Origin of the sequence: Vibrio tarriae (assembly GCF_002216685.1) — a bacterium.
Taxonomy (GTDB): Bacteria; Pseudomonadota; Gammaproteobacteria; order Enterobacterales; family Vibrionaceae; genus Vibrio; species Vibrio tarriae.
In genome coordinates, this window is the sequence record NZ_CP022353.1 from 1,735,567 (window position 1) to 1,762,539 (window position 26,973).

27 protein-coding genes are annotated in these 26,973 nt (G+C 47.6%); 10 read left to right on the forward strand and 17 right to left on the reverse strand.

What is annotated here, in order from left to right; translation table 11 throughout:
• Positions 1-53: 53 nt before the first annotated feature.
• The gene (gene tesB / locus CEQ48_RS13595; protein ID WP_089071617.1) at positions 54-914 is read left to right on the forward strand and encodes an acyl-CoA thioesterase II; all 861 of its coding nucleotides are present in this window, start codon (positions 54-56) and stop codon (positions 912-914) included.
• 8 nt (positions 915-922) lie between these two features.
• Here tesB and CEQ48_RS13600 read toward each other — a convergent pair whose 3' ends face one another.
• Entirely contained in the window at positions 923-1,381 is a 459-nt protein-coding gene (locus tag CEQ48_RS13600; RefSeq protein ID WP_000923262.1) for an Lrp/AsnC family transcriptional regulator, read from the reverse strand.
• A gap of 121 nt (positions 1,382-1,502) precedes the next feature.
• On the opposite strand from CEQ48_RS13600, the gene CEQ48_RS13605 reads away from it, so the two are divergent.
• Positions 1,503-2,570, forward strand: coding sequence for a PLP-dependent cysteine synthase family protein (locus CEQ48_RS13605; RefSeq protein ID WP_089071618.1), 1,068 nt, complete (start codon positions 1,503-1,505; stop codon positions 2,568-2,570).
• Between the two features lie 154 nt (positions 2,571-2,724).
• On the opposite strand, the gene sohB is transcribed toward CEQ48_RS13605, so the two are convergent.
• Positions 2,725-3,786, reverse strand: coding sequence for a protease SohB (sohB, locus tag CEQ48_RS13610; RefSeq protein ID WP_089071619.1), 1,062 nt, complete (start codon positions 3,784-3,786; stop codon positions 2,725-2,727).
• A 158-nt stretch (positions 3,787-3,944) separates the two neighbouring features.
• Here sohB and CEQ48_RS13615 point away from each other — a divergent pair, with 158 nt between their 5' ends.
• On the forward strand, positions 3,945-4,688 hold the full coding sequence (locus CEQ48_RS13615; protein WP_001109956.1) for a YciK family oxidoreductase: 744 nt from the start codon (positions 3,945-3,947) through the stop codon (positions 4,686-4,688).
• Positions 4,689-4,781: 93 nt separating this feature from the next.
• On the opposite strand, the gene CEQ48_RS13620 is transcribed toward CEQ48_RS13615, so the two are convergent.
• Positions 4,782-5,219: a YcgN family cysteine cluster protein gene (locus CEQ48_RS13620; protein ID WP_001880862.1), complete on the reverse strand. Its 438-nt coding sequence runs from the start codon at positions 5,217-5,219 to the stop codon at positions 4,782-4,784.
• 141 nt (positions 5,220-5,360) lie between these two features.
• On the opposite strand from CEQ48_RS13620, the gene CEQ48_RS13625 reads away from it, so the two are divergent.
• Positions 5,361-5,609: a YkgJ family cysteine cluster protein gene (locus CEQ48_RS13625; protein ID WP_000340598.1), complete on the forward strand. Its 249-nt coding sequence runs from the start codon at positions 5,361-5,363 to the stop codon at positions 5,607-5,609.
• 108 nt (positions 5,610-5,717) lie between these two features.
• On the opposite strand, the gene recR is transcribed toward CEQ48_RS13625, so the two are convergent.
• The 7 genes from recR to CEQ48_RS13660 form a co-directional block, all read right to left on the reverse strand.
• Complete coding sequence (gene recR, locus CEQ48_RS13630; RefSeq protein WP_033930829.1) at positions 5,718-6,320, reverse strand: recombination mediator RecR; 603 nt, start codon at positions 6,318-6,320, stop codon at positions 5,718-5,720.
• Between the two features lie 14 nt (positions 6,321-6,334).
• Positions 6,335-6,664: a YbaB/EbfC family nucleoid-associated protein gene (locus CEQ48_RS13635; RefSeq protein ID WP_000467102.1), complete on the reverse strand. Its 330-nt coding sequence runs from the start codon at positions 6,662-6,664 to the stop codon at positions 6,335-6,337.
• 70 nt (positions 6,665-6,734) lie between these two features.
• Positions 6,735-8,828 (reverse strand): DNA polymerase III subunit gamma/tau, encoded by a 2,094-nt coding sequence (gene dnaX, locus CEQ48_RS13640; RefSeq protein WP_089071620.1) that lies wholly within the window; start codon positions 8,826-8,828, stop codon positions 6,735-6,737.
• Between the two features lie 18 nt (positions 8,829-8,846).
• Positions 8,847-9,392 (reverse strand): adenine phosphoribosyltransferase, encoded by a 546-nt coding sequence (gene apt, locus CEQ48_RS13645; protein ID WP_089071621.1) that lies wholly within the window; start codon positions 9,390-9,392, stop codon positions 8,847-8,849.
• A gap of 131 nt (positions 9,393-9,523) precedes the next feature.
• Positions 9,524-9,922, reverse strand: coding sequence for a YbaN family protein (locus CEQ48_RS13650; RefSeq protein ID WP_089071622.1), 399 nt, complete (start codon positions 9,920-9,922; stop codon positions 9,524-9,526).
• Positions 9,922-10,053 carry a hypothetical protein gene (locus CEQ48_RS20475; RefSeq protein WP_000013199.1) on the reverse strand — a complete coding sequence of 44 codons (132 nt, stop codon included), beginning with the start codon at positions 10,051-10,053 and terminating at the stop codon, positions 9,922-9,924. The genes CEQ48_RS13650 and CEQ48_RS20475 overlap by 1 nt, the downstream gene beginning before the upstream one ends.
• Positions 10,054-10,222: 169 nt before the next feature.
• A complete protein-coding gene (locus tag CEQ48_RS13660) occupies positions 10,223-11,314 on the reverse strand; it encodes a response regulator (RefSeq protein ID WP_198301156.1) in 1,092 nt (363 codons plus the stop codon).
• Positions 11,315-11,561: 247 nt separating this feature from the next.
• On the opposite strand from CEQ48_RS13660, the gene CEQ48_RS13665 reads away from it, so the two are divergent.
• Positions 11,562-12,437 carry a LysR family transcriptional regulator gene (locus CEQ48_RS13665; protein ID WP_198301157.1) on the forward strand — a complete coding sequence of 292 codons (876 nt, stop codon included), beginning with the start codon at positions 11,562-11,564 and terminating at the stop codon, positions 12,435-12,437.
• A 78-nt stretch (positions 12,438-12,515) separates the two neighbouring features.
• Here the strand turns inward: CEQ48_RS13665 and CEQ48_RS13670 are convergent, their stop codons facing one another.
• From CEQ48_RS13670 to fadI, 3 genes are all read right to left on the reverse strand, one after another.
• Positions 12,516-13,064, reverse strand: coding sequence for an NAD(P)H nitroreductase (locus CEQ48_RS13670; protein ID WP_089071625.1), 549 nt, complete (start codon positions 13,062-13,064; stop codon positions 12,516-12,518).
• A 126-nt stretch (positions 13,065-13,190) separates the two neighbouring features.
• On the reverse strand, positions 13,191-15,317 hold the full coding sequence (gene fadJ, locus CEQ48_RS13675) for a fatty acid oxidation complex subunit alpha FadJ (protein ID WP_089071626.1): 2,127 nt from the start codon (positions 15,315-15,317) through the stop codon (positions 13,191-13,193).
• Complete coding sequence (gene fadI, locus CEQ48_RS13680) at positions 15,317-16,624, reverse strand: acetyl-CoA C-acyltransferase FadI (protein WP_000517921.1); 1,308 nt, start codon at positions 16,622-16,624, stop codon at positions 15,317-15,319. The genes fadJ and fadI overlap by 1 nt, the downstream gene beginning before the upstream one ends.
• A 589-nt stretch (positions 16,625-17,213) precedes the next feature.
• Here fadI and CEQ48_RS13685 point away from each other — a divergent pair.
• From CEQ48_RS13685 to CEQ48_RS13700, 4 genes are all read left to right on the forward strand, one after another.
• Positions 17,214-17,720: a sigma-70 family RNA polymerase sigma factor gene (locus tag CEQ48_RS13685; protein WP_232477900.1), complete on the forward strand. Its 507-nt coding sequence runs from the start codon at positions 17,214-17,216 to the stop codon at positions 17,718-17,720.
• Positions 17,713-18,444: a DUF3379 domain-containing protein gene (locus CEQ48_RS13690; protein WP_198301158.1), complete on the forward strand. Its 732-nt coding sequence runs from the start codon at positions 17,713-17,715 to the stop codon at positions 18,442-18,444. Before CEQ48_RS13685 ends, CEQ48_RS13690 begins: the two co-directional genes overlap by 8 nt.
• Positions 18,445-18,703: 259 nt before the next feature.
• Positions 18,704-19,990 carry an outer membrane protein transport protein gene (locus CEQ48_RS13695; RefSeq protein ID WP_001061937.1) on the forward strand — a complete coding sequence of 429 codons (1,287 nt, stop codon included), beginning with the start codon at positions 18,704-18,706 and terminating at the stop codon, positions 19,988-19,990.
• A gap of 302 nt (positions 19,991-20,292) precedes the next feature.
• Positions 20,293-21,591, forward strand: a complete 1,299-nt coding sequence (locus CEQ48_RS13700; RefSeq protein WP_089071629.1) for an outer membrane protein transport protein — start codon at positions 20,293-20,295, stop codon at positions 21,589-21,591.
• 26 nt (positions 21,592-21,617) lie between these two features.
• On the opposite strand, the gene CEQ48_RS13705 is transcribed toward CEQ48_RS13700, so the two are convergent.
• Positions 21,618-22,061, reverse strand: a complete 444-nt coding sequence (locus CEQ48_RS13705) for a low molecular weight protein-tyrosine-phosphatase (RefSeq protein WP_198301299.1) — start codon at positions 22,059-22,061, stop codon at positions 21,618-21,620.
• Here CEQ48_RS13705 and cobO point away from each other — a divergent pair.
• Positions 22,060-22,776: a cob(I)yrinic acid a,c-diamide adenosyltransferase gene (gene cobO, locus CEQ48_RS13710; RefSeq protein WP_308507408.1), complete on the forward strand. Its 717-nt coding sequence runs from the start codon at positions 22,060-22,062 to the stop codon at positions 22,774-22,776. The genes CEQ48_RS13705 and cobO overlap by 2 nt on opposite strands.
• A gap of 71 nt (positions 22,777-22,847) precedes the next feature.
• Here the strand turns inward: cobO and CEQ48_RS13715 are convergent, their stop codons facing one another.
• From CEQ48_RS13715 to apbC, 3 genes are all read right to left on the reverse strand, one after another.
• Positions 22,848-24,959, reverse strand: coding sequence for an AsmA family protein (locus tag CEQ48_RS13715; protein ID WP_089071632.1), 2,112 nt, complete (start codon positions 24,957-24,959; stop codon positions 22,848-22,850).
• A 97-nt stretch (positions 24,960-25,056) separates the two neighbouring features.
• Entirely contained in the window at positions 25,057-25,698 is a 642-nt protein-coding gene (udk, locus tag CEQ48_RS13720) for a uridine kinase (RefSeq protein WP_001293736.1), read from the reverse strand.
• A 176-nt stretch (positions 25,699-25,874) separates the two neighbouring features.
• On the reverse strand, positions 25,875-26,951 hold the full coding sequence (apbC, locus tag CEQ48_RS13730) for an iron-sulfur cluster carrier protein ApbC (protein ID WP_063069433.1): 1,077 nt from the start codon (positions 26,949-26,951) through the stop codon (positions 25,875-25,877).
• Positions 26,952-26,973: the final 22 nt, after the last annotated feature.

The following is a 26,973-nucleotide window of genomic DNA, read 5'->3' on the forward strand; positions in this document are numbered from 1 at the left end:
AATGTCTGACTAACATCACAAAATCATCAAAATACAAAAAAGGATCCTAAGTCATGAGTAAACCGTTAGACGAATTGTTAAGTCTGCTGCAATTGGAGAAACTGGAAGAGGGGTTGTATCGAGGTGCCAGCGAAAACTTGGGGCTTCCTCAAGTGTACGGAGGGCAAGTGATTGGCCAAGCCTTGTCGGCAGCTCGCTACACGGTCGAATCAGATCGTACTGTGCACTCTTTCCATAGCTATTTTCTTTACCCTGGCGATCCCGAAAAGCCGATTATTTACGATGTAGAAAATCTTCGTGATGGCAGAAGTTTCAGCACTCGTCGCGTCAAAGCCATTCAAAACGGCCGGCCAATTTTTTATCTGACCGCTTCCTATCATGGTGATGCCCCGGGATTTGAGCACCAAAAAACCATGCCTGTGGTTCCGGGGCCTGAAAACTTTGCTTCCGAATCCGAGCTCGCGGCGCAGATTGCGCATTTCTTACCAGAAAAACTGCAAAAAGCCTTTTGTGGTGAAAAACCGATTGAGATGCGTCCCGTTACTGTCATCAACCCCTTGAAGCCAGAAAAAGCGGAGCCTAAGCAGTATTTGTGGATCCGAGCCAATGGCGATATGCCCGATGACCAGCTCATCCATCAGTATTTGCTTGGCTACGCGTCTGACTGGGGCTTTTTAGTCACCGCCTTGCATCCACACGGTGTTTCTCTGATGACACCAAAATTCCAAGTGGCAACCATTGACCACTCTATCTGGTTCCACCGTCCGTTTAAGATGGATGACTGGCTACTGTTTGCCATCGAAAGTCCTACTGCGAGCAATACACGCGGTTTAGTGCGTGGTGAGATTTATGATCGCCAAGGCAACTTGGTCGCAACAGCCGTCCAAGAAGGCGTGATGCGCTTTTTAAGCTGATCTCACCCTTAGAGCGGCAACTGAGTCGTGTATTTAAGTGACTCCATCGCAAAGGTGGAGGTCACTTTGTTCAACCCTTCGATACTATTGACCAGTTTTTTATAGAATCGGTCAAAACACGGCATATCTTTGACCTGCACCTTCATCATGTAATCGTATTCTCCCGCCATGCGATAAAACTCCATCACTTCGGGAAACTCTTCCACGGCAGTCACAAAGCGGCAGTACCATTCATGGGAGTGGTTATTGGTGGTCACCATGACAAAGGCCGTGAAAGAGAGGTCAAGGGCTTGCGCATCAAGCAGTGCGACTCGCTCGCGAATCACGCCACCTTCTTCCATTTTTTTCAAACGCTTCCAGCAAGGCGTTGTGGTTAAATTGACCGCTTCGGCTAATTCATTGAGTGACACGGTGCAGTCTTGTTGCAAAATGGCCAAGATTTGCCGATCAACTTTGTCGAGCAACATACAAATTGCCTTTTTTAGAGAAAATTTTTCTACAAAACTACAAAAGCATAGGCAAAATGGCAAAGTTTTTCTCTCCAAGCCTAGCTAAACTGATTCGGTAACCTAAGGGAGAAACTGGATTATGTGTACCGACCATCAGTGGATTAACAGTGCAATTCGTAAAATTGAAGCAGACTATCAACGCTCTGCCGACACCCATCTGATTAAACTCGATTTACCTTGCGTCTCTGGCGTCGATATCTATCTGAAAGATGAAAGTACCCACCCCACCGGTTCTCTCAAACACCGCCTCGCCCGTTCACTGTTTTTATATGGACTGTGTAATGGCTGGATTGGCCCAGAAACTACCATTATTGAATCCTCATCTGGCAGTACTGCCGTATCGGAAGCTTACTTTGCTCGCTTGCTTGGCCTACCCTTTATTGCCGTGATGCCAAAGTGCACCGCGCGTAAAAAAATCGAACAGATCCAGTTCTATGGGGGCAAGGCGCATCTTGTAGATCGCTCCGATCAAATTTACGCAGAATCTCATCGTCTCGCGAAAGAGCTGAAAGGCCACTACATGGATCAGTTTACTTACGCTGAACGAGCTACCGACTGGCGTGGCAACAGCAACATCGCTGATAGTATTTTTAGCCAGATGCAGATGGAACAACACCCCGTTCCAAGCTGGATTGTGATGAGCTCGGGGACGGGAGGCACCTCAGCCACTATCGGCCGCTTTATTCGCTACCAACAATACAACACCAAACTGTGTGTGGTTGACCCGGAAAACTCGGTTTTTTATGACTACTACCGCACGCGAAATGCCGAGCTAACCCGTGACTGCGGCAGCAAAATTGAAGGCATTGGCCGTCCAAGAGTCGAGCCCAGTTTTATTCCTGATGTGGTGGATGAAATGCGTGCGATCCCTGATGCCGCGAGTGTAGCGACCATTTACTGGTTGGAGAAAATTCTTGGCCGTAAAGCAGGCGCCTCCACTGGCACTAACCTGTATGGCGCGCTGCAACTCGCCTGCGAAATGAAGCGCCGCGGCGAGCAAGGTTCGATTGTCACGCTCTTGTGCGATAGCGGTGAACGCTACCTTGATACCTATTACAACCCTGAGTGGGTCAAAAACAACATTGGCGATTTAAGTAAATACCTGCACAAGTTGGAAACATTCTCTGCGACAGGCTGTTTGGATTAAGTGCTTACTCCATGCAAACCATCCCAGCGCAAAAAGCGATGATTTAGGGATGACCATGAAAAAACGCGCTTAGCAAACTAAGCGCGTTTTTTTATTACGGCAACGAACATTAAACCAATCAACCTTAAACCAAGGGACGTTAAACCCATCGACTTTAAACCAAGGGACGTTGGCCTCGGCTGATCAATTTCAGCAACACATTGTCGGCGGCATCACCGGCCACTCCGGCCAGTTTATCGGCCAGCTTTTTCTTTTGCGTATAACGCAGCAGAAGTACGGTTTTGCTCTTGCACGCGGCAACAATCAAATCATCGGACGTTTGAATCTCATCGACCAACCCCAGAGCTTTGGCCTGCGTGCCAAACCAGTGTTCACCAGTCGCGACTTTATCGAGATCCAACGCGGGGCGATGCTCGCGGATAAAGTCTTTGAACAGTTGATGTGTTTCTTCCAGCTCTTTCTTGAACTTTTCACGCGCTTTATCGGTGTTTTCACCAAACATGGTTAAGGTGCGCTTGTATTCGCCCGCCGTGAGCTGTTCAAACTCGATATCGTTCTTTTTCAGCAGTTTATGGAAGTTTGGTAACTGAGCCACCACACCGATAGACCCGACAATCGCAAATGGCGCACTGACGATTTTATCAGCGATGCAGGCCATCATATAACCGCCGCTAGCCGCAACTTTATCTACCGCAATGGTCAGCGGTAAGCCAGCTGCTTTAAGGCGATCCAGTTGTGATGATGCCAAACCATAACCATGCACCATGCCGCCACCAGTTTCCAAACGCAGCAGCACCTCATCACCCGCTTGTGCCACCGCCAAGATCGCGCTCACCTCTTCACGCAGTGAAGCGACTTCTTTCGCATCAATACTGCCGTGAAAATCAAGCACAAACAGATGCGGATCGCGTTTGCTTTCCAATTCGCCTTCTTTCGCCGCTTGCTTAAGCGACTTTTCACGACTTTTCTGCTCAGCTTTTTCTTTCTTCTTATCCGCTTTATCGCGCGCTTTTAAAAACGCTTCGTCATGCAGATAAGCCTCTAAACGCTCAACCGTCTCTTTATGCTGTTCGGTCAGATCGGTGATTTCCAACTCCCCTTTGGCACCACCACTGCGTCCGCCCAATGATTTTACTATCACTAGTACTGCGACCAATGCGACTACCACAGTCACAATCTTGGCCAAAAACAGGCCGTAATCTAACAAAAACTCCAAGTGACTCATCCTTCTTGAATACGAATTGGTGTATTGTAACCACCTTGTCACGAAGACTTAAAGCAAATCCTCTTCCAACTCGACTAACCTTGGATTTTTGACACGCCTCAGCCAGAGTTTGCCAGCAGGAAGAGCTAAAAAATAATAAGGAATAAGACGTGAATTATTCAGTCTCAACAGACGCTTTGAAAGAGAAAGTGATTTTAGTCACCGGAGCGGGTGATGGTATTGGTAAGCAAGCGGCGATCAGTTTCGCGGCGCACGGCGCGACCGTGATTTTACTTGGCCGTACCGTGAAAAAGCTCGAACAAACCTATGATGCTATTGAAGCAGCGGGTTATCCGACACCGGCGATTGTTCCTTTAGATATGAAAGGCGCAACCAAACAAAATTATCTGGATATGGTCGATACCATAGAAGATCAATTTGGCCGTTTGGATGGCGTATTACACAATGCCAGCTTACTTGGCGTACTTAGCCCCTTCGATCAAATTGGCGAAGACAGCTTCGATGAAGTGATGCAAGTGAACGTGAAAGCACAGTTCCTTATGACTCAAGCGCTGCTACCGCTGCTGCACAAATCAGCCGATGCTCGAATTGTGTTTACCACGTCTACCGTAGGTCATATTGGCCGTGCTTTCTGGGCGACTTACGCGATTTCTAAGTTTGCGACTGAGGGTATGATGCAAATTCTGGCCGATGAATTGAGTGAAAGCACCATTCGAGTCAATGCGATTAACCCGGGCGGCACTCGCACCGCGATGCGCGCGAAAGCCTACCCAGCAGAGGATGCAGACAAGTTAAAAACACCGCTCGATATTATGCCGCTCTATCTGTACTTGATGGCTCCAGAAGGCCGTGAAGTGCACGGTCAATGTATTGATGCCCAGCCAAAGAAATAACGCGGTTTAGTTTTGGCTTTCACACAAAGACAAACGCCTTGCAAGTAGCAAGGCGTTTTTGTTCTCTAACATCACCATCGATGAGTAAAGCGCTTAATCTCGGCTCATCAGCACAATGTGATCTTCCCAATCAATCACATCCACTTCATAAACGATTTTACCGCGCACACTTTCATCGGCGGCATGCATGGCGTCTTTCGAGCCGGTCAGCAAAGGATGCCATTCTGGAAGTGTTTGACCATTACCAAGCAAACGGTAAGCGCAGGTATCAGGCAGCCAGTTAAACTCTTCAATCTTGTCGCGAGTGAGCTTTAAACACTCTTCACCTGAGCTAAAACGATTGGGGTAATCTTTACAAGAGCAGGTGTCGCTATTGAGCCAGCTACACGCCACATTGGTGTAGTAGATTTCATCCGTATCTTCGTCCATGAGTTTGTGCAGGCAACATTTACCACAGCCATCGCACAGCGATTCCCACTCGGCTTCGGTCATTTGGTCTAACGTTTTGCTTTGCCAGAAGGGTGTACTCATTGCAGTGTCTTACGGTTTATCTATCGGGGGGACGATTTATACTCTTTACATCGCTAAAGTGCAAGAAAAGCGCAAGTCAGTGCATCCTATCGAGCTTTCTGTTAGGATGGCCGCCCATTTTTCCAGCGCAAAGAGATTATGATGGATTGTCGATTAGGCTGCGGCGCTTGCTGCATAGCGCCAAGCATCTCCTCCCCGATTCCAGGCATGCCGAATGGCAAACCGGCTGGTGTGCGCTGTGTTCAGCTCAATGAGGATAATTTGTGCCAACTATTTGGCCGTCCTGAGCGCCCAAAAGTGTGTCACGATTTCAAAGCCTGCCCCGTCGTTTGTGGAAAAACCAATCAGCAAGCCTTGGCTAACTTAACCGAACTTGAGCGATTAACTTAAGCATAACGTGGATTCAGCAACGCGACTTCGCCTCCGAACACAGATAAAAGACAAGTAAAGATAAAAGAATGCCGCTCATCGAGCGGCATTGTAATTTTTGAGGCTGAGTTAAAACAGTTTGTGACGGCCCAACAGCGAATGCGATAAGGTCGTGCCATCCACCAACTCAAGTTCGCCGCCCACGGGAACACCATGTGCAATGCGGCTTGCGGTGACTCGATGTTCACGACACAACTCGGCAATGTATTGCGCGGTCGCCTCACCTTCCACCGTCGGGTTAGTGGCGAGGATCACCTCACTGATATCACCGCGTTGCAAGCGATAATCCAGCGTATCGAGGCCAATATCGCTCGGACCAATACCATCCAGCGGTGATAAGTGCCCCATCAACACAAAATAGCGACCAGAAAATTGACCGGTAGCTTCTAGCGCCGCAATATCTGCTGGGCTTTCAACCACACACAACTGACCATTTTCTTTACGTTTTGGGTTGCTACAGATGTGGCAAACATCCTGCTCAGTAAAAGTTCGGCACTCCTGACAATGGCCGATTTCGACCATCGCCTGACTCAGTGCCTCAGCCAGTTGTAAACCACCTTTACGATCGCGCTGTAACAGATGGAATGCCATACGCTGCGCTGATTTTGGGCCAACACCCGGCAGACAGCGTAATGCTTCCATCAAATGTTCCAGCATGTGACTGGTACGCATAAATTCAGCTCAGATTAGAATGGCATTTTCATGCCCGGAGGCAGTTGCATTCCACCGGTGATTGAAGCCATTTTTTCTTTTTGCGTCTCTTCGATACGACGAGCGGCATCATTGAATGCGGCAGCAATCAAATCTTCCAGCATCTCTTTATCGTCTTCCATCAGACTTTCATCGATGTTGACACGGCGCACGCTGTGGCTGCCCGTTACGGTCACTTTCACAAGGCCAGCACCGGATTCACCGGTCACTTCCATGTTTGCGATCTCTTCTTGCAGCTTTTGCATACGCTCTTGCATTTGTTGGGCTTGCTTCATCAGGTTGCCCATTCCGCCTTTACCAAACATCTTTATCTCTCTGGTTATCGTTGAATGTTTCACATAGTGTGGGGGTGAGACACTTAGGTTTCAACCCCAGTTAAATGGGTCGTACGCTGTCGCTATCGAGCTGCGCATTAAATCGACGCTCAATAAACTGCACGTTGGGATCGGTTTGTAAACTGTGCAGCGCGGACGTGAGTTTCTGCTGGTAGAGCCGCTCACGCAGCTCAAGGGGGGTTTCTCCCTCTTGTCCCACGGTAATGTTCAATGAACAAGCTTCACCAAGCACATGATTCAATGCCTGTTCTAACTCTTGCTGCGCTTTTTCGTTGTGCAGATGGGCATGACTTGGACGCAGCGTTAGAGAAATCTGATCGCCTTGACGAACAAAAGCGGAATTCAGCGCCAATTGCTCAACCATTTTGGCAGTCTCTAGCCGTTGAACCAATGCCGACCACGCGTCTTGCGCGACCGCTTCTTCAATCAACTTCGCTCCCATTTCCGGCGTTTTTTCATGCTCTAACGCTTTTTTCAGTTGCGTTGGCGTGACTTCACTTTTTACCGCCACTTCGATAGGTTGCATTGGACGCCATTGATAGATTTCCTCTTCAGGCTCCAACTCATCTTCATCATTGCGTTCTGGCGACACCTGCACTTGTTGTGCTCTCTGCGCAATACGCTCTAGCGCCGACGCTGGAGTAGCAGATGTCGCGTCAGACTTTTTTCCATCCGCGCCTTTGTTTTGTACTTCTTGTCGCTTAGAGCGCAGTTGATGACGCAACCCCGCTAAGGCAGGCATAGTGGTTTGGTTTTGAGCATCCGTATTGGGCACAGCGGTACCCATTGGTGAGTTCATCGAGTTTGCTTCTTCTCGCTGAACGGCCGGAGCAGCCCTTTCCATCTCAGGCTCCGCAGCCATCATAGGCTGTGCCATAGCATTCGGCATAGCTTGTGCGGGTTGCGACACTGGAGGCTGAACTACAGGTTGTGACTGTGGTGTTTGAACTGCTGCTTGAGGTGCAGGGCGAACCATTGGTGCTGGTGAGGCAACTGATGATACTTCCGATTGTGCATTGACCGGCGTGATCACACTAGCTAGAGATACACTCGACGGACGAAACGCCATCATGCGCAGCATCAACATTTCAATGCCAATTCGCGCCGTGGGTGACAGTGGTAAATCTTGTCGACCTTTGAGCGCAATTTGGTAGTAAAGCTGCACATCTTGCGGCGCTAAGGTTTTGGCCAACGACTCAATACGCGATGCCTCTGGCAGCGATTTATCCAAGGTGGCAGGCAACGCTTGGTACATAGCAATTCGATGCAGTTGAGTCGAAAGCTGTTGCAGTAATCCATCCCACTCTACGCCATTTTGGGCAAGTGTTTCGATGCAATCCATGACTGCTTGTGGCGTTTGCAGGCTGATGGCTTGCAAGAGATGTAGAGCATGATCCGTGTCTAGCGTGCCGAGCATGTGCGCGACGATGTCACTTTTCACTACGCCATTGCCCAAAGCAATCGCTTGATCGGTCAAGCTAAGAGCATCGCGCATACTGCCATCCGCAGCATGGGCGAGCAGATTGAGTGCTTTGCTGTCGCTCGAAATCTGTTCGGCGTGCAGCACTTTATCGAGCTGCTGCTGGATATTTTCTACACTGATCGGTTTGAGATGGAACTGCAAACAGCGAGACAAGATAGTCACAGGCAGCTTTTGTGGATCAGTGGTTGCCAGCAAAAACTTCACATACTCAGGCGGCTCTTCAAGCGTTTTCAGTAGCGCATTGAAGCTGTGACGCGAGAGCATATGAACTTCATCGATCAGGTAAACTTTGAAGCGTCCGCGCGCAGGTTTGTACTGCACGTTGTCGAGCAGCTCACGCGTATCTTCCACTTTGGTGCGTGATGCCGCGTCAATCTCAAGAAGATCGACAAAGCGTCCCTGATCAATCTCTTGACAGGTTGCACACTGGCCGCAAGGCGTAGCCGTTATGCCCGTCTCGCAGTTGAGCCCCTTCGCAAACAAACGACCTATGGTGGTCTTACCCACGCCTCGAGTGCCACTAAACAAGTACGCATGGTGCAAACGGTTTTGCGCCAAAGCGTTTTCTAAAGCGGTTAAAACATGGGATTGTCCGACCACTTCGCTAAATCGTGTCGGACGCCATTTGCGTGCTAAAGCAAGATAACTCATTCCAATATCCGTTGTCGGTTAGTGACCTTCAAATTCACAGATGCTGTAAACCTGCAAGCCTAACCCTTCAAGGCGCTTATCACCACCAATTTCTGGCAAGTTGATCACGAAGGCAGCGTGCTCGACTTCTCCACCCAATTGACGGATGAGCTTAGTGGTCGCTTCAATCGTACCACCGGTCGCCAGCAGGTCATCCACCACCAGCACTTTGTCGCCCGGTTTGATCGCATCCACATGAATTTCCAGCGTATCAGTACCGTATTCCAGCTCATAAGATTGAGCGACGGTTTGACGCGGCAGTTTACCTGGCTTACGCACAGGCACAAAGCCGACACCCAGTTCTAGTGCCAGCGGAGCACCAAACAAGAAACCACGCGCTTCTGTGCCCACAACCTTGGTAAAACCCATGTCTTTGTACTTATCCACCAGAAGTTGAATGGTCGCTTGGTAGGCTTTGGCATCTTCCAGCAAACTGGTCACATCACGAAACAGAATGCCTTTTTTCGGGTAGTCAGGAATACTTTTGATGCTGGATTTGATCAGTGAAAGAGTTTCAGTTGTCATAGTTACTTTAACTTCAGTTGCTTCATCACCTTAGGTGATGACAGAACAATTTCGGTGCCGTCTGCCACACGGGATAGACAGCACTGAAAAAACAAAGCCCACTCGAAGAGTGGGCACACTTCCCGCTAATGCTAGTGATTTTCTTGTTGGTTAGCAACCAGCTCATGGGTAGGTAAACGGATAAACCAAGTGATCAAAAGCACAAGCCAGATAAACAGCGCGACCTTGAGCCACAGCCAAGGAACCATCCAGATCGAGAAAGCAAAACTCAGCACGATAAAGAGTGTTGCACGCTTTTTCACCGTTTTATTGACTGCGCCATGTTGTTGCCAGTTTTGAATGATAGGACCAAATGTTGGGTGTTGATTCAACCAGAGATGAAACCGAGGGCTACTGCGCAAAAAACAAGCGCTGGACAGTAAGATAAACGGCGTTGTGGGAAGGAGAGGAAGAAATATGCCTAGTATCCCTAGGCATAAACTGATTATTCCAATAACACTGAACAAAAAACGTGGTAAGGATGAACGCATTAAAAACCAGCGTACCCGTTAAATACACGAATCCAAGTCAGTGTAGCAGGCAGAGTCGGGATCAGTAGTACTGCAACCACGCCTAGAAAGTAATAGATATTGAAGGGTTCTTTGAACTCTTGGTTTGCCATTGTAATCTTCTCTTTTGGGTGACTTTAAATTGGGCAACTCTAGGGTAGCCTCATTAATTTTGTGGTCAGAACTATAGCGAAAGCGAGCTGTAACAAACACTGATAATGTATAAGGTTATTAGCAGCTCGACACAAAGTTATAATCACACTCACACTTTAGGCGGTAAAATCACCCCTCACAACCCTGATAAAGATCCAACGTAAAACTGTAGGCTCTGGGTTTACTCAAACTGATTTGGCAGGCTGAACGAATTGGCAAATCTTTGGTAATAAAATTGCGTAAACTGTTATCGCCTAACTGAACACCAGAAGTAATCCGATTGTGTACGTAGCCATTTGACCACTGACAATCCAGCCCCGCTGGTAATAGTGACAAAGTACCATCGGCAAGATCTGCCACCCCAAACAGGGCCGATACTTTACCAATACACTCAGAGCAACGAATACCCCGCTCGATGATTTCGGCAAGATCTTTCAGCTCAACACTAAAGTTACCTAGATTACGCAAATAATCATGGAACAAGGCGCGCACCAGCAATGTGGATGCCGCACCGCACTCACGGTGGCTCGCCGCATCAACCACATAGAACACAAATTGACCGTTCATAAGCCAAGCGTAGTCAAAAACCAGTGGCATCAATTCGGCGGACTGTAGTAAGCGATAACTACATTTCCAGCTCCCGAGCTGAGAATCCTTTTCTGGTAATAGTGCTTCGAGTAACTCTTTGGCGGCATTAGGGTTGTCTTTCAAATATTGTAAATGCCAATGTAGTTCTTGTTCTTCAGGGATGCTCCCTTGGCGATCAGCACCATACCAACAACTTGCAAAATCTCGTTGATGCTCATCATTAGCCAACACTTTTTCTATTGCGCTGGCAAGATGCGAATGATTGGTGATCGGTTTGGGTAGAAAATCTTGAATTCCAAAGCGCAGCGCTTTAGCCACATCAGCCATTTCCTCGGTGGCTGAAACAACAACCAGAGGCAAGGAAGGATAGGACGAGCTAACCTCTTCAACGAACTCAATCCCGTTGAGCACGGGCATGGACAAATCACACAAAATCAGGTCTGGCTCGTGGTCACGTAATTTTCGCAAGCCATCTAAACCGTTTTCAGCTTCGATCACTTGATAACCATATTTTTGAAGATAGCCTTTGGTCATTCGTCGGAAAACAGGATCGTCATCCACCAGCAAAATCAGCTTTGCTGCCGTTATCTGCGCTTCATCTTCGCAGTCTTCCGAGATGTGAGATTTATACATAAACATCGACCTCACTCATAAAGTCTACCGCACAAGTCACCAATTGCTTGCGGCGGAAAAGTTGGATTATTGATTAGTTAAAAAGTAGCTTCGAATTGGGCATTACACAAACCGTGGGGCTTAAAAATTAATCAATCACAAGATGTATGGTTTTCAATAAATCCTCTTACAAGTTGACATCACGCAAAATTTATCGGCTCATATGTGTATAAATTAGCGATAGTTGCAACATAATGTGTCAGAAACGATGAAATTAGATGACCTAAACCTCTTTCGACTGGTTGTCGAAAATGGAAGCTATACCTCAACTTCAAAAAAAACCATGATCCCTGTGGCAACGATCACAAGACGGATCCAAGCCTTGGAGGATTCCCTAAACCTTAGGTTGCTCAATCGTCACGCTCGTAAACTGACTCTGACCGAAGCGGGCGAACGTTTCTACAAAGATTGCTCTCCCCTGCTGGAGCGCCTCGCTTCAATGACAGAAGAGATCACCGATGAATGTCGTGGTGCATCGGGGCGCATTCGTATTTCTGCGCCATCCAATCTGACTAAACGAATGATGATGCCGATGTTCAATGCTTTTATGCAGAAATACCCCGATATCCATATTGAGCTGATGATGAGTAACCAAGCCGACGATCTCGACCCCACCGAATGGGATGTGATTTTCCGAGTTGGCCCACAGCGTGATTCCAGCTTAATAGCTCGTAAGATCGGTGAAGTGAAAGATATTTTGGTTGCTAGCCCTCAATACTTGGCGAGCAATCCGCAACCGACCCATGCTGAAGAGTTGCACCAACATCAGTTACTCAAAGGTTATCCATTGCTCAAATGGCAACTGACCAACAGCCAAGGTGAGACTGTCGTCAACAGTGATCGCGGCCGTTTTCAAGCCAGCGCACTGAATGTCGTTCGCAGCGCATGTTCAGAAGGTTTAGGCATTACGCTCATGCCCGATGTGATGCTGCGTGAATTTCTTGAGGATGGCAGTTTGGTACAAGTGCTGTCGGATTGGAGCTCAAATCCGCGGGATATCTACATGCTGTATAACCACAAAGATCACCAGCCGGAAAAAGTGCGCCTGTTTATTGATTTTGTGATTGGCTACCACCTGCAATAAACACTCGTCTTTTTATAAAGCATTTCAATAGAAAAAGGGCTTCGCGCCCTTTTTCTTACTGTTGTACGTACCCCATATTTAGAGATACTCAACGTACTTGCTAAGCTCACGTTCAGGCACTTTAACTGCCGTAGTACCGGGAGTACCAAGATAGAGAAAACCGACAATTTGATCTTCGCCTTGCACCTTGAAAGCACGACGGACAACCGGATGGAACATCCAACTTCCAGAGCGCCAAATCCCCTGAAACCCTTGTGCTACGGCCGCCATTTGCATGGCTTGCACCGCGCAACCTGCGGATAAATGCTGCTCAAACGCTGGAATTTTGTCAGTGTGAGTGACTTTAGCAATCACAGTGATCACCATTGGCGCACGAAAAGGCGCATTTTTCGCTTTACTGATCACTGCCTCATCACTACCGTTAGCAATCTCCGCTTGCTCTAAAATGGCGGCCAGTTTGGCTAGTCCATCACCGTGAGCCACCACAAAACGCCACGGAGTGAGTGCACCGTGATCGGGTGCGCGTAAACCTGCACGCAGAATATTATCTAATGCCTCGCCTTGTGGTGCTGGCGCATCCAGTTTGGCGATTGAACGACGGTTGAGCAATAAATCGAGCGCTTCCATTTTGAATTCCTTGTTACTTCTTGATTTTATGTTTCATCCTAGCACAGATTTTCAGAGTCCCTCGCAGTAAGAAAGAGGCACTTGGCCTCTTTCCTGTCGCTGACTTTGGGCTATTGTCACCTGAGGTTAGCAGTAGAACTTCTCACCCAATCCCGCTCTGGTCAACAAGCCATCGCATGGTGCAAACCGCTCTCCATATTTCTCGGTGTGCTGGTTCATCATTTCCACCACTTTGGTTAAACCAAGCGTATCCATATAACGGAAAGGGCCACCCAAGAATGGCGGGAAGCCGATGCCAAAAATCGCGCCCATATCGCCATCACGTGCACTGCGAATAATGCCTTCATCGAGACAACGAACCGCCTCATTGAGCATAGGCAACAAGCAACGCATCGCGATTTCTTTGTCGTTTAGCTTAGATTCCGGGGTTAACTTCAGCAGTTTATAAACGGATTTATCGACTTCTTTCTTTTTGCTGCCTTTGTAGGTGTAGAAACCTTTACCGCTTTTCCGGCCTTTACGGTTATCTTTCAACAGCACATCAAACACGTCCGGTCCTTGGAAACGCGGCCCAAGCTCTTTAACCAAAATCGGCATGATCTTGGCTCCGATATCGACCCCTACTTCATCAAGCAAGGTGATAGGCCCCACTGGGAAACCAAAATCCAGTAACGCAGCATCGAGTTTTTCGATAGGTTCACCCGCCATCAGCACTTGCGCGGCTTCATTCATATAAGGCGCTAAAATGCGGTTGACATAAAAACCGGCACAGTCTTTAACAACAATCGGAGTTTTGCCCTGCTTACGTGCCAAAGTCACCACGGTCGCAATGGTTTCATCCGAGGTGGTCGCGTGAGGGATTACTTCCACCAACGGCATTTTTTCAACTGGGCTGAAATAATGTAAACCCACAATATTTTGCGGACGCTGCGCTTGGCTCGCGATCTGATGGATCGGCAGCGAGGACGTGTTGGTCGCAAAAATCGTTGTCGGTTTGGCATTCGCTTCAATATCCGCCACCATTTGTTGCTTAAGTTTCAGATCTTCAAACACAGCCTCAATCACCACATCACAACTGTCAAAACCCACAAAGCCAGTCCCACCCGAGAGCTGCGACATCTGCGCTTGCAACTGCGCTTTAGTCAACATCTTGCGCTGTCTCTGTTTATCAAACAGCTTATAGTTGTAATTGAGGGCATTGAGCACACCATCATTCGCCACATCTTTGATGCGCACCGGTGTTTTGGCTTTCGCCACAGTAACGTGACTGATGCCCGCCCCCATCAAACCACCACCGAGCACGCCCACAGCCGCTACAGGTACGGGTTTGGCATCCGCACCGAGATCTTTTTTCATCTCTGTGGTCGCAAAGAAAATGGAGCGCAGTGCTTTCGATTCTCGGGTCATCACCAGTTCAGCGAAACGCTTGGCTTCATATTCCAAGCCGGCATGCATCCCTTTTTCTAGACCATACTGAATGACCTCTAAAATGGCTTGCGCTGCGGGGTAATTGCCACGGGTTTTCTGCTGCGTTTTCTTGGCCGCTTGGTCAAAAATCAACTTACGCCCCAAGCCGGTATTGGCGAGCAGTTTTTCTTTGATCGGTAGCGTAACTTGGGCGCGCTTTTTGTGCCCTTTTTCTTCTAAAAGACGTTTAGCCACATCCAACAGTACTGAGTGCGGAACACATGCATCAACCACACCCAATTTTTTGGCTTTTTTGGCACGCAATTGTTTGCCCGTTAAGATGAGATCCAGCGCAGGCAGTAAACCAATCAAACGTGGTAAACGCTGCGTACCGCCTGAGCCCGGAAGCAAACCCAACATCACTTCTGGTAAGCCTAAACGTGTTACGTCACCTTCAGTACAGACACGATAATCACACGCCAGAGCCAATTCTAAACCACCGCCTAAGCAAGGGCCGTGAATCGCCGCGACCACAGGAAAAGGCAAATCGGCAAGCTGCTGGAACATCTGTTGCCCCTGCGAGGCTAACGCTTGTGCTTCATGTACCGATTGGCAAGCTTCCAACATGCGGACATCCGCGCCCGCAATAAAGTTATCCGGCTTAAGAGAGTGGATAATCAGCCCTTTGATCTGTCCTCGCTTTTCATTGAGCGTTGCAAAAACGGCTTGCATCTCTTCTGCAAATGCCGCTTGCAGGGTATTCATTTTTTCGCCCGGGACATCAATCGCCAGCCAAGCGTAATGCTGCTCATCAAACGAGAGCTGAAATGCATTGTTGTTATCCATTATTCCACCTCCAGAATCATAGCAGCGCCTAAGCCACCCGCAGCACAAGCCGTATTTAAGGCTAAACCACCGCCACGGCGTTTTAATTCACGCAAAGTTTGAGTGATCATACGCGCACCTGTCGCCGCGAATGGGTGACCATAAGCCAGTGAGCCACCCAGCACGTTAAATTTACTCATGTCCACTTCACCAATCGCTTGTGCGCGACCTAGCTGCTCTTGAGCAAACTTGTCACTGGCGAACATCTTCAAGTTCGCTAAGGTTTGCGCGGCAAAGGCTTCGTGCATATCAATCAAGGTGAGATCATTTAAGGTGATGCCTGCGCGATCCAAGGCTATCGGAGTGGCGTAAGAAGGCCCCATCAGCATATCTTTTTCTACGCCAATCGCGGCAAACGCATAAGAGCGGATATACCCCATGATCTCAAGACCAAGCTCTTTCGCTTTACCTTCACGCATCAACATAATCGCGGCGGCGCCATCCGTCAGTGGGGTTGAGTTTGCTGCGGTCACCGAGCCGTATTGACGGTCAAAGGCAGGACGCAACTTCGCATAGCTCTCTAGCTTGGAGTCCATGCGAATGTTGTTATCCATATCCAGCCATTTTTTGTATGGCTCAGGAAAAGCCGTCATCACTTCATCGCGAATTTTGCCCTCTGCCCATGCTTGAGCCGCTAAAGTATGTGAACGATGTGCTAACGCATCTTGCTCAGCGCGCGAGATCGCATAGCTTTTGGCCATCTGCTCAGCAGTTTGCCCCATCGAAAGACCCGTTGAATATTCCGCAACCGCAGGAGGTACGGGCATCAAGTCTTTAAAAGAGAGGTTGCTGAGCAGTTTAAGTTTCTGCCCGACCGTCTTAGTTTTACTCAAGGCTAATAAAGAAGCCGCCAGTTTTTTAGAAACACCAATCGGCAGAACAGAAGAAGAGTCCGCACCACCTGCAATACCAATATCTATGCTGCCAGCCATGATACTTTCGGCCACATTGACGGCTGCTTGAAAACTGGTGGCACAAGCGCGAGTAACGCTGTAGGCATCCGTGTTAATCGACATTCCGGTACCTAGTACAATTTCTCGAGCAATATTCGGCGCTTCTGGCATCTGTACCACTTGGCCAAACACCACTTGCTCAATTAATTTAGGATCGATAGCGGTGCGAGCCATCATCTCTTGTACTACCATTTTGCCGAGATCGACTGCGGGTACTTGACCAAACTCGGTGCTTTGACGCGCAAACGGCGTACGTAGCCCGGCCACAATCGCCACTCGTTCTCCAGAACGAGTCCTGACTTCCTGTTTGCCCATGATTTCTCCTTCGAATAAGAGGTCTGACCTGACACATTGTAACGAGAATGTTAAATAAATCAAACGACCGTTTAAATAATCGTGATTTAAACAATCCTTTCGAGATGAAAAACACTGGCAAACCGGTGTAGGTAGGATTTTTTGCAAAAAAAAAAACCACACAGAACTGTGTGGTCGGAATGGGTAAAGCAATTAACTTACGCCAATTGAAAAATCAGTTTCCTGATTAGGAGAAAGTAAAGTCAGCCTTCAAAAGGAAGTGTCATCTTTGCTCAACAATGTCAGTCATAATGACTAACGAGATGACAGGAGCTACTATAACGGCTTCAGAGTATGAGATTTTGAATTAGATCAAGTTTAATGCGATTAAACGACTTGTTGAGGTAGAGAGCCATAACGCGCTGAAACTTCATAAGTCGTGAACTCCTTCGCATTATTTCTGTCATATCACCATCTTCGAGTCAAACCGCATAGCGCAACAGGAGTTTGGCAAAATGAATTGGAATAACACGACGCATATAGGGAGCCCTTGGTGTCGATATTGAATCTGTTTGGAAAGAAAGTTTCCCAACGTCCGGTCAATAGTGACATGGACAGACAAAGAAAATACGAAGCACTGGTGCGAGCTTATCATCGCGACCTTTACCGATACGCCTATTGGTTGTGTAAAGATCGCTCGATTGCCGAAGACTTGGTGCAAGAAACCTGCTTGAGAGCGTGGAAATCGCTCGATAGCCTGCTGGATGAAAAAGCAGCCAAAGCTTGGTTAATTACGATTCTGCGCCGAGAAAATGCTCGCCGCTTTGAGCGTAAACAGTTCGATTTAGTCGATATCGATGAACACGATTATGAAGCCAAGTACAACGACGATGAACACCATCAAAATGAGTGGCTGCAAAAGCAAATTTTGAAACTGGATATCGAATATCGCGAGCCCCTCTTTTTACAAGTGGTGGGAGGATTCAGTGGTGAGGAGATCGCAGACATCCTTTCACTGAATAAAAATACGGTGATGACCCGTTTGTTTAGAGCACGTAACCAACTTAAAGAGATGATGGATGGTTCAGAACACTACCCGGAGCAGCAAAATGGATGAACTGGAATTTCGCCGCAAAGTCATGTCTGATCCCAAACAGCGCGATAACGACATGCTTGACATGATGGCCTCAAGTGAGGCTAACGCTAAGTTTGTCGATGATGTACTTCAGCTCGATAAACAGATAGCTCAGGCATTCAAAGTGGATGTACCGGATAATCTGGCTGATAAAATTTTATTCAAACAAAGCACTTTAATGGAAGATGAGAAAATCATCCGCCCTCAGTTTGTTCGTAAAGCCATGGCGATCGCGGCATCGGTTGCCTTTACTGCGGGGCTCTTGGTTGGGCAAATCCAGTGGGGCAACCTTTTCATCTCTCCCGCGCAAGCCAGCCTATCTGAAATGGCAGTGCAACATGTTATCCATGAAAAAGGATTCGTTAACCGGCTAGACGAACAAGCGGACATGCAGCAAATCAATGCAAAAATGCAACCTTTTGCCTACAAAATGGAAGGTGACTTTCCTTATCACGTCTATTACCTCAATCACTGCGGTTTTGGTAAAGACAATGCCGTACACATGGTATTTCAAGGTGACAAAGGAAAAGTAACACTGTTTTTCACGCCCATTCACAGCACGCAAAGCAGCCTATTTAAGCAAGATGATATGGCAGTAGTCATTGAGCCTGTCGGTAGTGCAAGTTTGATTTTGGTGGGCGAAAAGGACGAAAACCTGACCAATATTGCCAATAAACTTATGTCCATGATCCAATCATCTATCTGATTTTTGCATACTCGACATGACACTCGCTCATTGTTGTGAATGGCCAAAATAGAGCGAAAACTCTAAGTTTTAGAGTTTTCGCCTAAATTCCTGCCAAATAGACATCATTTCAGTAATTTTCTCGCTCAATTAGACAATGGTCGGATTTCTATCTCCTATACTAGCGTCTAGGATCAGCCACCACTGAGCAATTGCTCAAATAAAGCAAAAGCTCATACAACAACGCCCATAAGAGGCGAAACCAAAAAGGAAAAGTCTAATGAACAACATGCGTCTGTTTAAAAAATCTCTGCTTGCCGTAACGGTAACGCTAGCCACACAACAAGCGTTTGCAGCAGGTTTCCAGCTCAACGCACAATCTGCTACAGGCCTAGGTCGCGCTTTTGCGGGTGATGCCGTTATCGCCGATAACGCAGCCGTAATGTCTCGCAACCCAGCGGCGATGGCACTGTTTGATGAGATGGCGCTCTCTCTTGGTTTTGAAACCATTACCACCATGATTGACGTTAAAGATGTCTCTTATCGAGGTGTTCTCGGTAACTCAGTTTCTGTTCAAGACACGGATGACGTAGGTGGTACTTCCGTTGCACCTAATATTCATTTGATCGTTCCAGTCAATGAACAGTTTGCTTGGGGGGTTAATGCTTATTCAAACTTTGGTACAAAAACTGAGTTTTCTGATTCTTATCCAGCCTCTGAATACGGTGGCTTAACTGACGTTAAAAGCTTTAACTTAGGCCTAGCAGGTTCTTATCGCGTCAACAAAGAATGGAGTTTTGGTGCTGGTTTAGACCTGATTTATGGGCAAGGCACGATGAAACGTATTGCCGGAACCAGTTTCCCAGCAAGTACAATTGTGGTGAACCCGACGACCGTTATCCCAGCTCGAGGCACATCACTACTCAACGTCGATAAAGCGGATGGTTGGGCAGTAGGTTTTAACTTGGGTACAGTTTACGAAATGGATGAGAATAACCGCTTTGGTTTGTCTTACCGCTATAGCCCAGAATTTAAAGCTAAAGACGATTACGGACAAGAGATCACGCTACCACTACCGGATATCGCTGAGTTCTCTGGCTTCCACAAAATCGAGAATACTCAGTTTGCCGTACACTATAGCGTACAGTGGATTGGCTGGAGTGCTTTCGACAAAATTGAGTTCCGCAACCTTGTAACGTCTCGCTCTTCTGTTGGCGCTCTAACCAAAGGCAGCTACGATAAGATGTATGAGTGGCAAGATGGCTGGCACTACTCTATCGGTGGCACATACTACTTAAATAGTGATTGGACACTGCGTGCAGGCTATATGTACGATACTAGCGCACAAGATTCACGTACTTCTATCTCTGTTCCAGATTCAGATCGCCAGTGGTTATCAGCAGGCTTTACCTATAACATCGATGACAAATCAAACGTAGACTTTGGCTTTACTTACTTAATGGGTAAAGATGTCGCAGTTTCTGAAAATGATGCGGGTTCTAAGCTAACCGCAACAACCCACGCAGACGCAATCCTGTTGGGCTTACAATACAGCCGTACGTTTTAATTAAAACGTCACAACATATCATTACTAAGGGGCTGATTTATCAGCCCCTTTATTTTGCTCACTGCCTAGTTTTGCTTAATGTCAGCGTACAAGCGTGCGATTAACCGCCTCAATATCACTACATCTGTACGCTGAACCTTTAATAACCTTTGTTTAATAAATAGAAATATCATCTATAAAATATCCATTTTACAGGATAAAACTTCAAATCCTACACTTTCATTGATTTGAAGTTTTAAAGCAATTGCTCTAGACGTAGACTTGCCGCAACAAAAACCAGCAAATTTCAGCGAACAATCCCAATGAAAACCAATAAGATTCTCCTCTCCTGTGCTGTGGCTTTCGGTTTAGCCAGTGTTTCTACTTTTACCCAAGCGGCGGGCTTCCAGCTTGCTGAGTACTCAGCAACGGGTCTTGGCCGTGCTTACGCCGGTGAAGCCGCGATGGCAGACAACGCCAGCGCACAATGGCGCAATCCTGCAATGCTGACCTATTTAGAAGGCACTCAAGTTTCTGCTGGCGCAATCTACGTGAATCCAAACGTGGATGTTGAAGGCACAGTAACCCATCAACAACTGGGTAACACACACGCGTCATCAAACGATTTTGCCCACGATGCAGTGATTCCGAATTTCTACCTGTCACACCAGTTAAACGAACAAGTGGCACTGGGTTTTGCTCTTGGTACTAACTACGGCATGGAAACCGATCTAGGCACTGAGTTTGCAGCCTCTCACTTTGGCAACCAAGCGAGCGTGATCAGCAAAGAAGCTAACCTCAATATTGCTTACCAAGTTTTGCCTCAACTGAGTATTGGTGGTGGTGTGCGTTATGTGATGGGTGAAGGTCATTTCGGTGCAACTGCGCCAGCAAAAAATCTGATTCGTCATCCTGTTACTAACAACGTCATGACTTTACCTAAAGGTACAACCTTAAAATATATGGAAGGTGAAGATAATTCTTGGGGTTGGCAAGTAGGCAGTGCATGGCAAATCAATCAAGATCACCGCGTAGGTTTCGCCTATAAATCGGAAGTGGTGATGGATTTTGAAGGCCATGCAGAAGGAGTCAGTTACGGTAGTTATAAACCCGGCATGATGTCTGTGACTCTACCAGCGACGGCTGAACTGGCAAGCTTCCACCAACTCAATGACCAGTGGGCGATTCACGCTAGCATTAACTGGACAGATTGGAGTTCATTCAAAGAGTTGACGACTGTGTTCCCAGAAAAATCTGACCTCATCAAATCAGAAAACTGGGAAGACAACTACCGCTTTGCTTTAGGCACAACGTATCAATACGACGCTAAACTCGCTCTGCGTGCAGGCGTCGCATACGACACATCAGCGGTAGACGATAAAAACCGCACAGCAACCATCCCAGAAACAGACCGTACTTGGGTAAGTGTCGGCGGTAGTTATGTTGCAACGCCACAACTGACTCTCGATGCCGGTTTTACCTATATCTTTGCGAAAGATGCAACCATCAATGAACCTCGTGACGCTTCAGACCAAACTGCAGCCGCAATCGGTGGTGCATTTACAGGTAATGTATCAGGCAATGTTTGGCTAATCGGTGTTCAAGCGAACTACCGCTTCTAAAGTCATTCCACTTTAGCAAGGCCAGCTTAACGCTGGCCTTGCTGTGGTAGTTTCAGTAAGAACTGCTCTGCCGCTTGTTCCACTAAATCTAATACCCGCTCAAAACCCTGCTCACCTCCATAGTAAGGATCGGGAATCTCTTCACATCCGCAATCACAATGGCTGAGCATCAATGACAGCTTATGTTGATGGGATTGAGGGCAGCGAGCTTTCAGCTCAGCTAAATTCTCTTTGTCTGCGGCTAAAATCCAATCAAATTTCACAAAATCTTCATCACGGATCTTTCGCGCTTTGATGCCAGAAAATGAGTATCCCCGCTTCTCTCCTGCCGCTTTTGAGCGTGCATCCGGTGGATTCCCTTGGTGATACCCAATCGTGCCTGCTGAATCGATTTCTACATCAACCTTGAGTTGTGCAGCCTTAGCACGCAATACCGCTTCCGCGGTCGGAGAACGGCAAATATTGCCCATGCACACCACGAGTACCTTCTGCATCTTATATCCCTATTTTTGTTTGGTGTTTGCCACTGACGAGTTGGGCTATCATAGCGACAAGTTTCAGATTGAAAAAGGATTTGCCATGTCCGGCGATGAAATCAAACAAGAGCGTCACAAAGCTCGTCAACAAAAAGTCAAAGAGCAAGTGGATGCCAAAATTGCCGCCGCTCAAGAAGAAAAAGGGTTGCTGCTGATTATTACTGGCAATGGTAAAGGAAAATCGACCTCAGGTTTTGGCACCATTGCGCGCGCGGTAGGTCACAGTAAACAGTGCGCGGTAGCTCAGTTTATTAAAGGCACATGGGAGAATGGCGAGCGAAATCTTTTAGAAAAGCTCGGCGTTGAATTTCAAGTCATGTCGACTGGCTTTACTTGGGAAACCCAGAACCGCGATAGCGATACCGCAGCGGCACAAGAAGTATGGCAACACTGCAAACGCATGTTGCAGGATGAATCGCTGGATGTGGTGCTGTTTGATGAACTCACTTACATGGTGAGCTACGGTTACATCGAACTTGAGGAAGTGGTCGAAGCATTGAATCAGCGTCCGAAAATGCAATCGGTGATCATCACTGGGCGCGGCGCACACCGCACTTTGATTGAGATGGCCGATACGGTTTCTGAAGTGAAAAATATCAAGCACGCTTTCGAATCCGGCGTGAAAGCCCTTAAAGGGGTCGATTGGTAAAACACTTAAAAAAATCAATAAAAAAGGGCTGAATATCAGCCCTTTCTAGTTCCACTAGCGATGCATCAACATTAGTTAAATAGACCTTTCAACAACCCATCCACCGCTTTTTTGGTCTCTTCATCTTTAATTTTATCGGTCAGTTTTTCCACGCCGCGATCCACTTCTTTCTTGGCTTTTTGTTTGAGTACATCATCAAACACCAAACGGAATTTCGGATCGCTCCATGCACCTGAAACATTGATCGGGATAGTCACATCGCGCAACTCATCTAAACCCTTACCACCCTGACCTTCCAAGGTTCCAACAATCGAAGTACGTACCAGAAAATCGACATTCTGCTGTAGGTAATTGGCTTTACCTTCACCATGAATGCGCAGCAATGGCGATTGCATATTAAGATCGTTGGTCGTTACTTCACCTTTATTGAGTTTCAGCGTCGTCGTCATCGCACTAAAGTCTGTTTTCTTGACGGTGTCCACTTCTTCAACACTTTGGCCTTTGATTTTGGCGTAGTTGGTACGAATCAGGTGCGCCACGTTAATCCCTCTTACCGCACCATCGGCAAAGTTAATCGCCACAGTACCAACCAGATTTTTCTGGATACCGCTTGGTGTTAGGCCCTTGCCTTGCACATTCACATCAATATTGCCTGTGCCTTCTAGCATTTCGTTGTTCAGCACATCTTTTAGTAAAGGCTTAACCTGTACCCCTTTGATCTGCTTCTTCACACTGTAAGTCGCGGGCGTTTTACGCGCATCCACTTGCGCGCTAGCTTGCACGGATCCTTGATACAGATTCGCGGTGAAGGATTTCAAATCCACCACACCACGATTGACCGCAAAAATCGCTTTTACATTTTGCAGATGGGCGTTGCTGGCTTTGAATTTATCAATACTGATCTCACCCGCCACATCCAAGGCGTTGAGTGCCGACAAGTCCGGTTCCACTTCTGCTGGGGCATTTGCCGCGGGTGCTGACGATGAGGATGCAGCCGCTTCCTTGGCTGGCGCAGATTGCGACTCTTGAGCTTTCGTGCCTAAGAAGGCATCCAAGTCAATCTCAGGGCTGTGCAAGTTGAAACGCACTTTCGGAATATCTGCGAGGGTGACATCCGCTTTGCCATCGAAACTCAGCGCATTGGCCGTCAGTTTGTTGAGCAGCACACTAAGATGGTTTTGTGTCAAATCGAAAGCAATTTGCGAGTCTAAACTTAACTTCATCGGTGATTGCGGTAACGCAGCCCCTTCCAATTCAGCTTGCAGCTTCAGCGTATCCAAACCAACTTTGCTGATCGCTTGATTGACCATCAATGAGGCTGAACCTTGCGCGTTAAGCTTCATATCTGCCGCTTTACCCGCCACGGAGAAGGTCAAAGCATTGGCTTTATCAAACTCAAAAGTATCGAGTTTCAGTTTGGCTGAATCGATTTGGTTACTCGGATCACTAAAGCTCGCATCGAGATTAATGTTACGTAGTGCATATTGCTTGAAGTCTGCTGATAGGCGCACTTCAGCTTCACCTTGCGCGGCAAACTTCTGCTGATCTTTATCGCCTTTCGCGGCAAAGGTCGCTTTCGTCCAGCTGTCTGGCACAAACTCAGCAACACTCAATTGAACGTCATACAGCTTGGTATGCGAACCCGCATTTTTATCCGTGATTTCCAAAACGGCATTAGAGACAGAAACGCCACCCAACTCAATACTCCACGCCGCCGCAGGCTCGCTTGAACTTGGCTGAGAAGCGGGTACAGGTTCGGTTGTGGTTGGTGTGGACACCGGCTTGGATTGCGCTTGTGTTAACGCATCCAAATTGGATCGACCATCTTTAAGCGTTTCCAGATGGAATTCTGCGCCATCCAAACGGATGTTGCCGATTTTGAGCTGTTTATCGAGCAGTGGCATCACTGAGACATCAATACCCACACTCTCAACTTTAAACAGGTTTGGGCTAGCAAAACCTTGCGGGTTTTTCAGCTCGGTTTTGCCTAACTCAAAACCGATAGACGGGAAAAATTGCCAGCCAATATCGCCTTCAATCACCAAATCTAAGCCAGTTTGTTTTTTGGCTTGCTCTACGATTAAAGGTTTAAATTGATTGGGGTTAACCAACAACACTAAGGCCAGCAGTGCGCCAACAATCAGCACAACTAAACCGAGAAGAGAAATAAACAGTTTTTTCATCTGCTTTTCCTTGCTTGACGAGAAAAAGAAAGTGGCACTTAAAGTGCCACTTCTACTTTGAAAAATAAAGCTAAGCGATGCAAAGCTCTGGTCAAAATTACGATTTGAGCAATTTTGCGATATGCGCTTTGAGAACATCAATCGCGATACGGTTTTTACCACCACGCGGCACAATGATGTCAGCGTACTGTTTAGACGGCTCAATAAATTGCATAAACATAGGGCGTACCGTCTCTTGGTACTGCTTCAGTACAGATTCCATGGTGCGACCACGCTCTTGTACATCACGCTTAACACGGCGCAGCAAGCAGATATCCAGCGGCGTATCCATAAATACGGTCGCGTGCATCAAATCACGAAGACGTGGATCAGTCAGAAGCAGGATGCCTTCCAGAATGATCACTTTCTTCGGCGTCATGGTGGTGGTTTGCTCGGTACGTGTGTGCTCAGTGTAGCTGTATTCTGGCACTTCAACCGCTTCGCCACGCGCCAGCATTTGCAAATGTTGGCAAAGGAGATCGTGGTCTAGCGCACTTGGGTGGTCGTAGTTGGTTTTAACACGTTCTTCCATGCTCAGATGGCTCTGATCTTTGTAGTAGCAATCTTCCGTAATCACACCGATTTGATGGTCACCCACTTTGGCGCGTAGCTCATTATAAATCGTGCTCGCAATGAGACTCTTACCAGAAGCAGAAGCGCCAGCAATACCGACGATGACACATTGATTATTCTCAGACATGGTTATGCACCCGAACATGGTTGTGAGGAATGAAGGTAAACCGCCTGATTATAGGGAGAATGTGACCGAGATACCAGTTTGCATTAGGCAAAAACAGCCACATAAATGTCGGATGGATAAGATTAAACCAGAGCAAACGATTACATTCACTCTGGCTGTTAGAGCAGGATGCGGCTTTAATTAACCCACTGGATTTGAATGCTCTCTGGTTTGGCTTTGCCTTGCCAAAACAGCGAAGCACACACACGCTGCGCCAACGCTAAATAGCGTTCGGTATGCTCGCTATTGGGACGCGCCACCACAGTCGGAACTCCCGCGTCAATATCCTCTCGCATGTCAATATGCAGCGGAATTTGCGCCAGCAGGGATAAGCCAAATTCAGCGGCAAGAGTTTGCGCTCCGCCAACCCCAAAAATATGCTCTTTTTCGCCGCAATGACTACAGATGTGGTAACTCATGTTTTCCACCAGCCCAATCACGGGCACGTCCACTTTGGCAAACATCGCCGCGCCTTTGCGGGCATCGGCTAAGGCTAAATCTTGCGGTGTGGTTACAATCACTGCGCCCGTCACCGGAATTTGCTGCGCGAGGGTGAGTTGGATATCCCCCGTGCCCGGCGGCATATCGATCACCAGATAATCCAGATCCGGCCACTCGGTTTCATTGAGTAACTGCGCCAGCGCCTTAGAAGCCATTGGTCCACGCCAAATCGCCGCATCCGCCTCATCCACCAAATAACCAATCGAATGCGTGGCAATGCCGTGCGCCTCAATTGGCTGCATCCATTTATTGTCACGCACTACTGGTTTAGCTTTGGTTTTACCGAGCATCAGCGGGACTGAGGGGCCGTAAATATCGGCATCCAATAGACCGACTTTGCCTCCTGACTTCGCAATCGCGAGTGCAAGGTTCACCGCCGTCGTGGATTTACCCACCCCACCTTTGCCTGACGTCACCGCAATAATATTTTTCACCCCTTTGACTGCCGCACTTACGCGAGTTTCCAGCGCTTGAGGTTTAACTTGAATGTCAAAGGTTACTGGCGCAATCGCGCCGCTTGCCTGCTGCTTGGCGATCCAGTCACTCAATTCATTGATAAGAGTGTTCGCAGCAAACGGCAGTTGAATCGTGACTTGCTGATTGGGCGTTATCGTCACGACAGACGGTGACATCGCCCAATCACTGATTAAATCGGGATGCGAAAATTGGCTCAGCCAGCGGCAGAGATCCTGTTTGGATTGAATAGATTGCATAACTTCCCCTTTTTTGCCCATG

Excerpts from the sequence above, each read along its gene's own strand:
- tesB (WP_089071617.1), top strand. The coding sequence starts at position 54 with ATGAGTAAACCGTTAGACGAATTGTTAAGTCTGCTGCAATTGGAGAAA.
- CEQ48_RS13600 (WP_000923262.1), bottom strand. The coding sequence starts at position 1,381 with ATGTTGCTCGACAAAGTTGATCGGCAAATCTTGGCCATTTTGCAACAA.
- CEQ48_RS13605 (WP_089071618.1), top strand. The coding sequence starts at position 1,503 with ATGTGTACCGACCATCAGTGGATTAACAGTGCAATTCGTAAAATTGAA.
- CEQ48_RS13620 (WP_001880862.1), bottom strand. The coding sequence starts at position 5,219 with ATGAGTACACCCTTCTGGCAAAGCAAAACGTTAGACCAAATGACCGAA.
- CEQ48_RS13625 (WP_000340598.1), top strand. The coding sequence starts at position 5,361 with ATGGATTGTCGATTAGGCTGCGGCGCTTGCTGCATAGCGCCAAGCATC.
- recR (WP_033930829.1), bottom strand. The coding sequence starts at position 6,320 with ATGCGTACCAGTCACATGCTGGAACATTTGATGGAAGCATTACGCTGT.
- CEQ48_RS13635 (WP_000467102.1), bottom strand. The coding sequence starts at position 6,664 with ATGTTTGGTAAAGGCGGAATGGGCAACCTGATGAAGCAAGCCCAACAA.
- dnaX (WP_089071620.1), bottom strand. The coding sequence starts at position 8,828 with ATGAGTTATCTTGCTTTAGCACGCAAATGGCGTCCGACACGATTTAGC.
- apt (WP_089071621.1), bottom strand. The coding sequence starts at position 9,392 with ATGACAACTGAAACTCTTTCACTGATCAAATCCAGCATCAAAAGTATT.
- CEQ48_RS13650 (WP_089071622.1), bottom strand. The coding sequence starts at position 9,922 with ATGCGTTCATCCTTACCACGTTTTTTGTTCAGTGTTATTGGAATAATC.
- CEQ48_RS20475 (WP_000013199.1), bottom strand. The coding sequence starts at position 10,053 with ATGGCAAACCAAGAGTTCAAAGAACCCTTCAATATCTATTACTTTCTA.
- CEQ48_RS13660 (WP_198301156.1), bottom strand. The coding sequence starts at position 11,314 with ATGTATAAATCTCACATCTCGGAAGACTGCGAAGATGAAGCGCAGATA.
- CEQ48_RS13665 (WP_198301157.1), top strand. The coding sequence starts at position 11,562 with ATGAAATTAGATGACCTAAACCTCTTTCGACTGGTTGTCGAAAATGGA.
- CEQ48_RS13670 (WP_089071625.1), bottom strand. The coding sequence starts at position 13,064 with ATGGAAGCGCTCGATTTATTGCTCAACCGTCGTTCAATCGCCAAACTG.
- fadJ (WP_089071626.1), bottom strand. The coding sequence starts at position 15,317 with ATGGATAACAACAATGCATTTCAGCTCTCGTTTGATGAGCAGCATTAC.
- fadI (WP_000517921.1), bottom strand. The coding sequence starts at position 16,624 with ATGGGCAAACAGGAAGTCAGGACTCGTTCTGGAGAACGAGTGGCGATT.
- CEQ48_RS13685 (WP_232477900.1), top strand. The coding sequence starts at position 17,214 with ATGGACAGACAAAGAAAATACGAAGCACTGGTGCGAGCTTATCATCGC.
- CEQ48_RS13690 (WP_198301158.1), top strand. The coding sequence starts at position 17,713 with ATGGATGAACTGGAATTTCGCCGCAAAGTCATGTCTGATCCCAAACAG.
- CEQ48_RS13695 (WP_001061937.1), top strand. The coding sequence starts at position 18,704 with ATGAACAACATGCGTCTGTTTAAAAAATCTCTGCTTGCCGTAACGGTA.
- CEQ48_RS13700 (WP_089071629.1), top strand. The coding sequence starts at position 20,293 with ATGAAAACCAATAAGATTCTCCTCTCCTGTGCTGTGGCTTTCGGTTTA.
- cobO (WP_308507408.1), top strand. The coding sequence starts at position 22,060 with ATGCACACCACGAGTACCTTCTGCATCTTATATCCCTATTTTTGTTTG.
- CEQ48_RS13705 (WP_198301299.1), bottom strand. The coding sequence starts at position 22,061 with ATGGGCAATATTTGCCGTTCTCCGACCGCGGAAGCGGTATTGCGTGCT.
- CEQ48_RS13715 (WP_089071632.1), bottom strand. The coding sequence starts at position 24,959 with ATGAAAAAACTGTTTATTTCTCTTCTCGGTTTAGTTGTGCTGATTGTT.
- udk (WP_001293736.1), bottom strand. The coding sequence starts at position 25,698 with ATGTCTGAGAATAATCAATGTGTCATCGTCGGTATTGCTGGCGCTTCT.
- apbC (WP_063069433.1), bottom strand. The coding sequence starts at position 26,951 with ATGCAATCTATTCAATCCAAACAGGATCTCTGCCGCTGGCTGAGCCAA.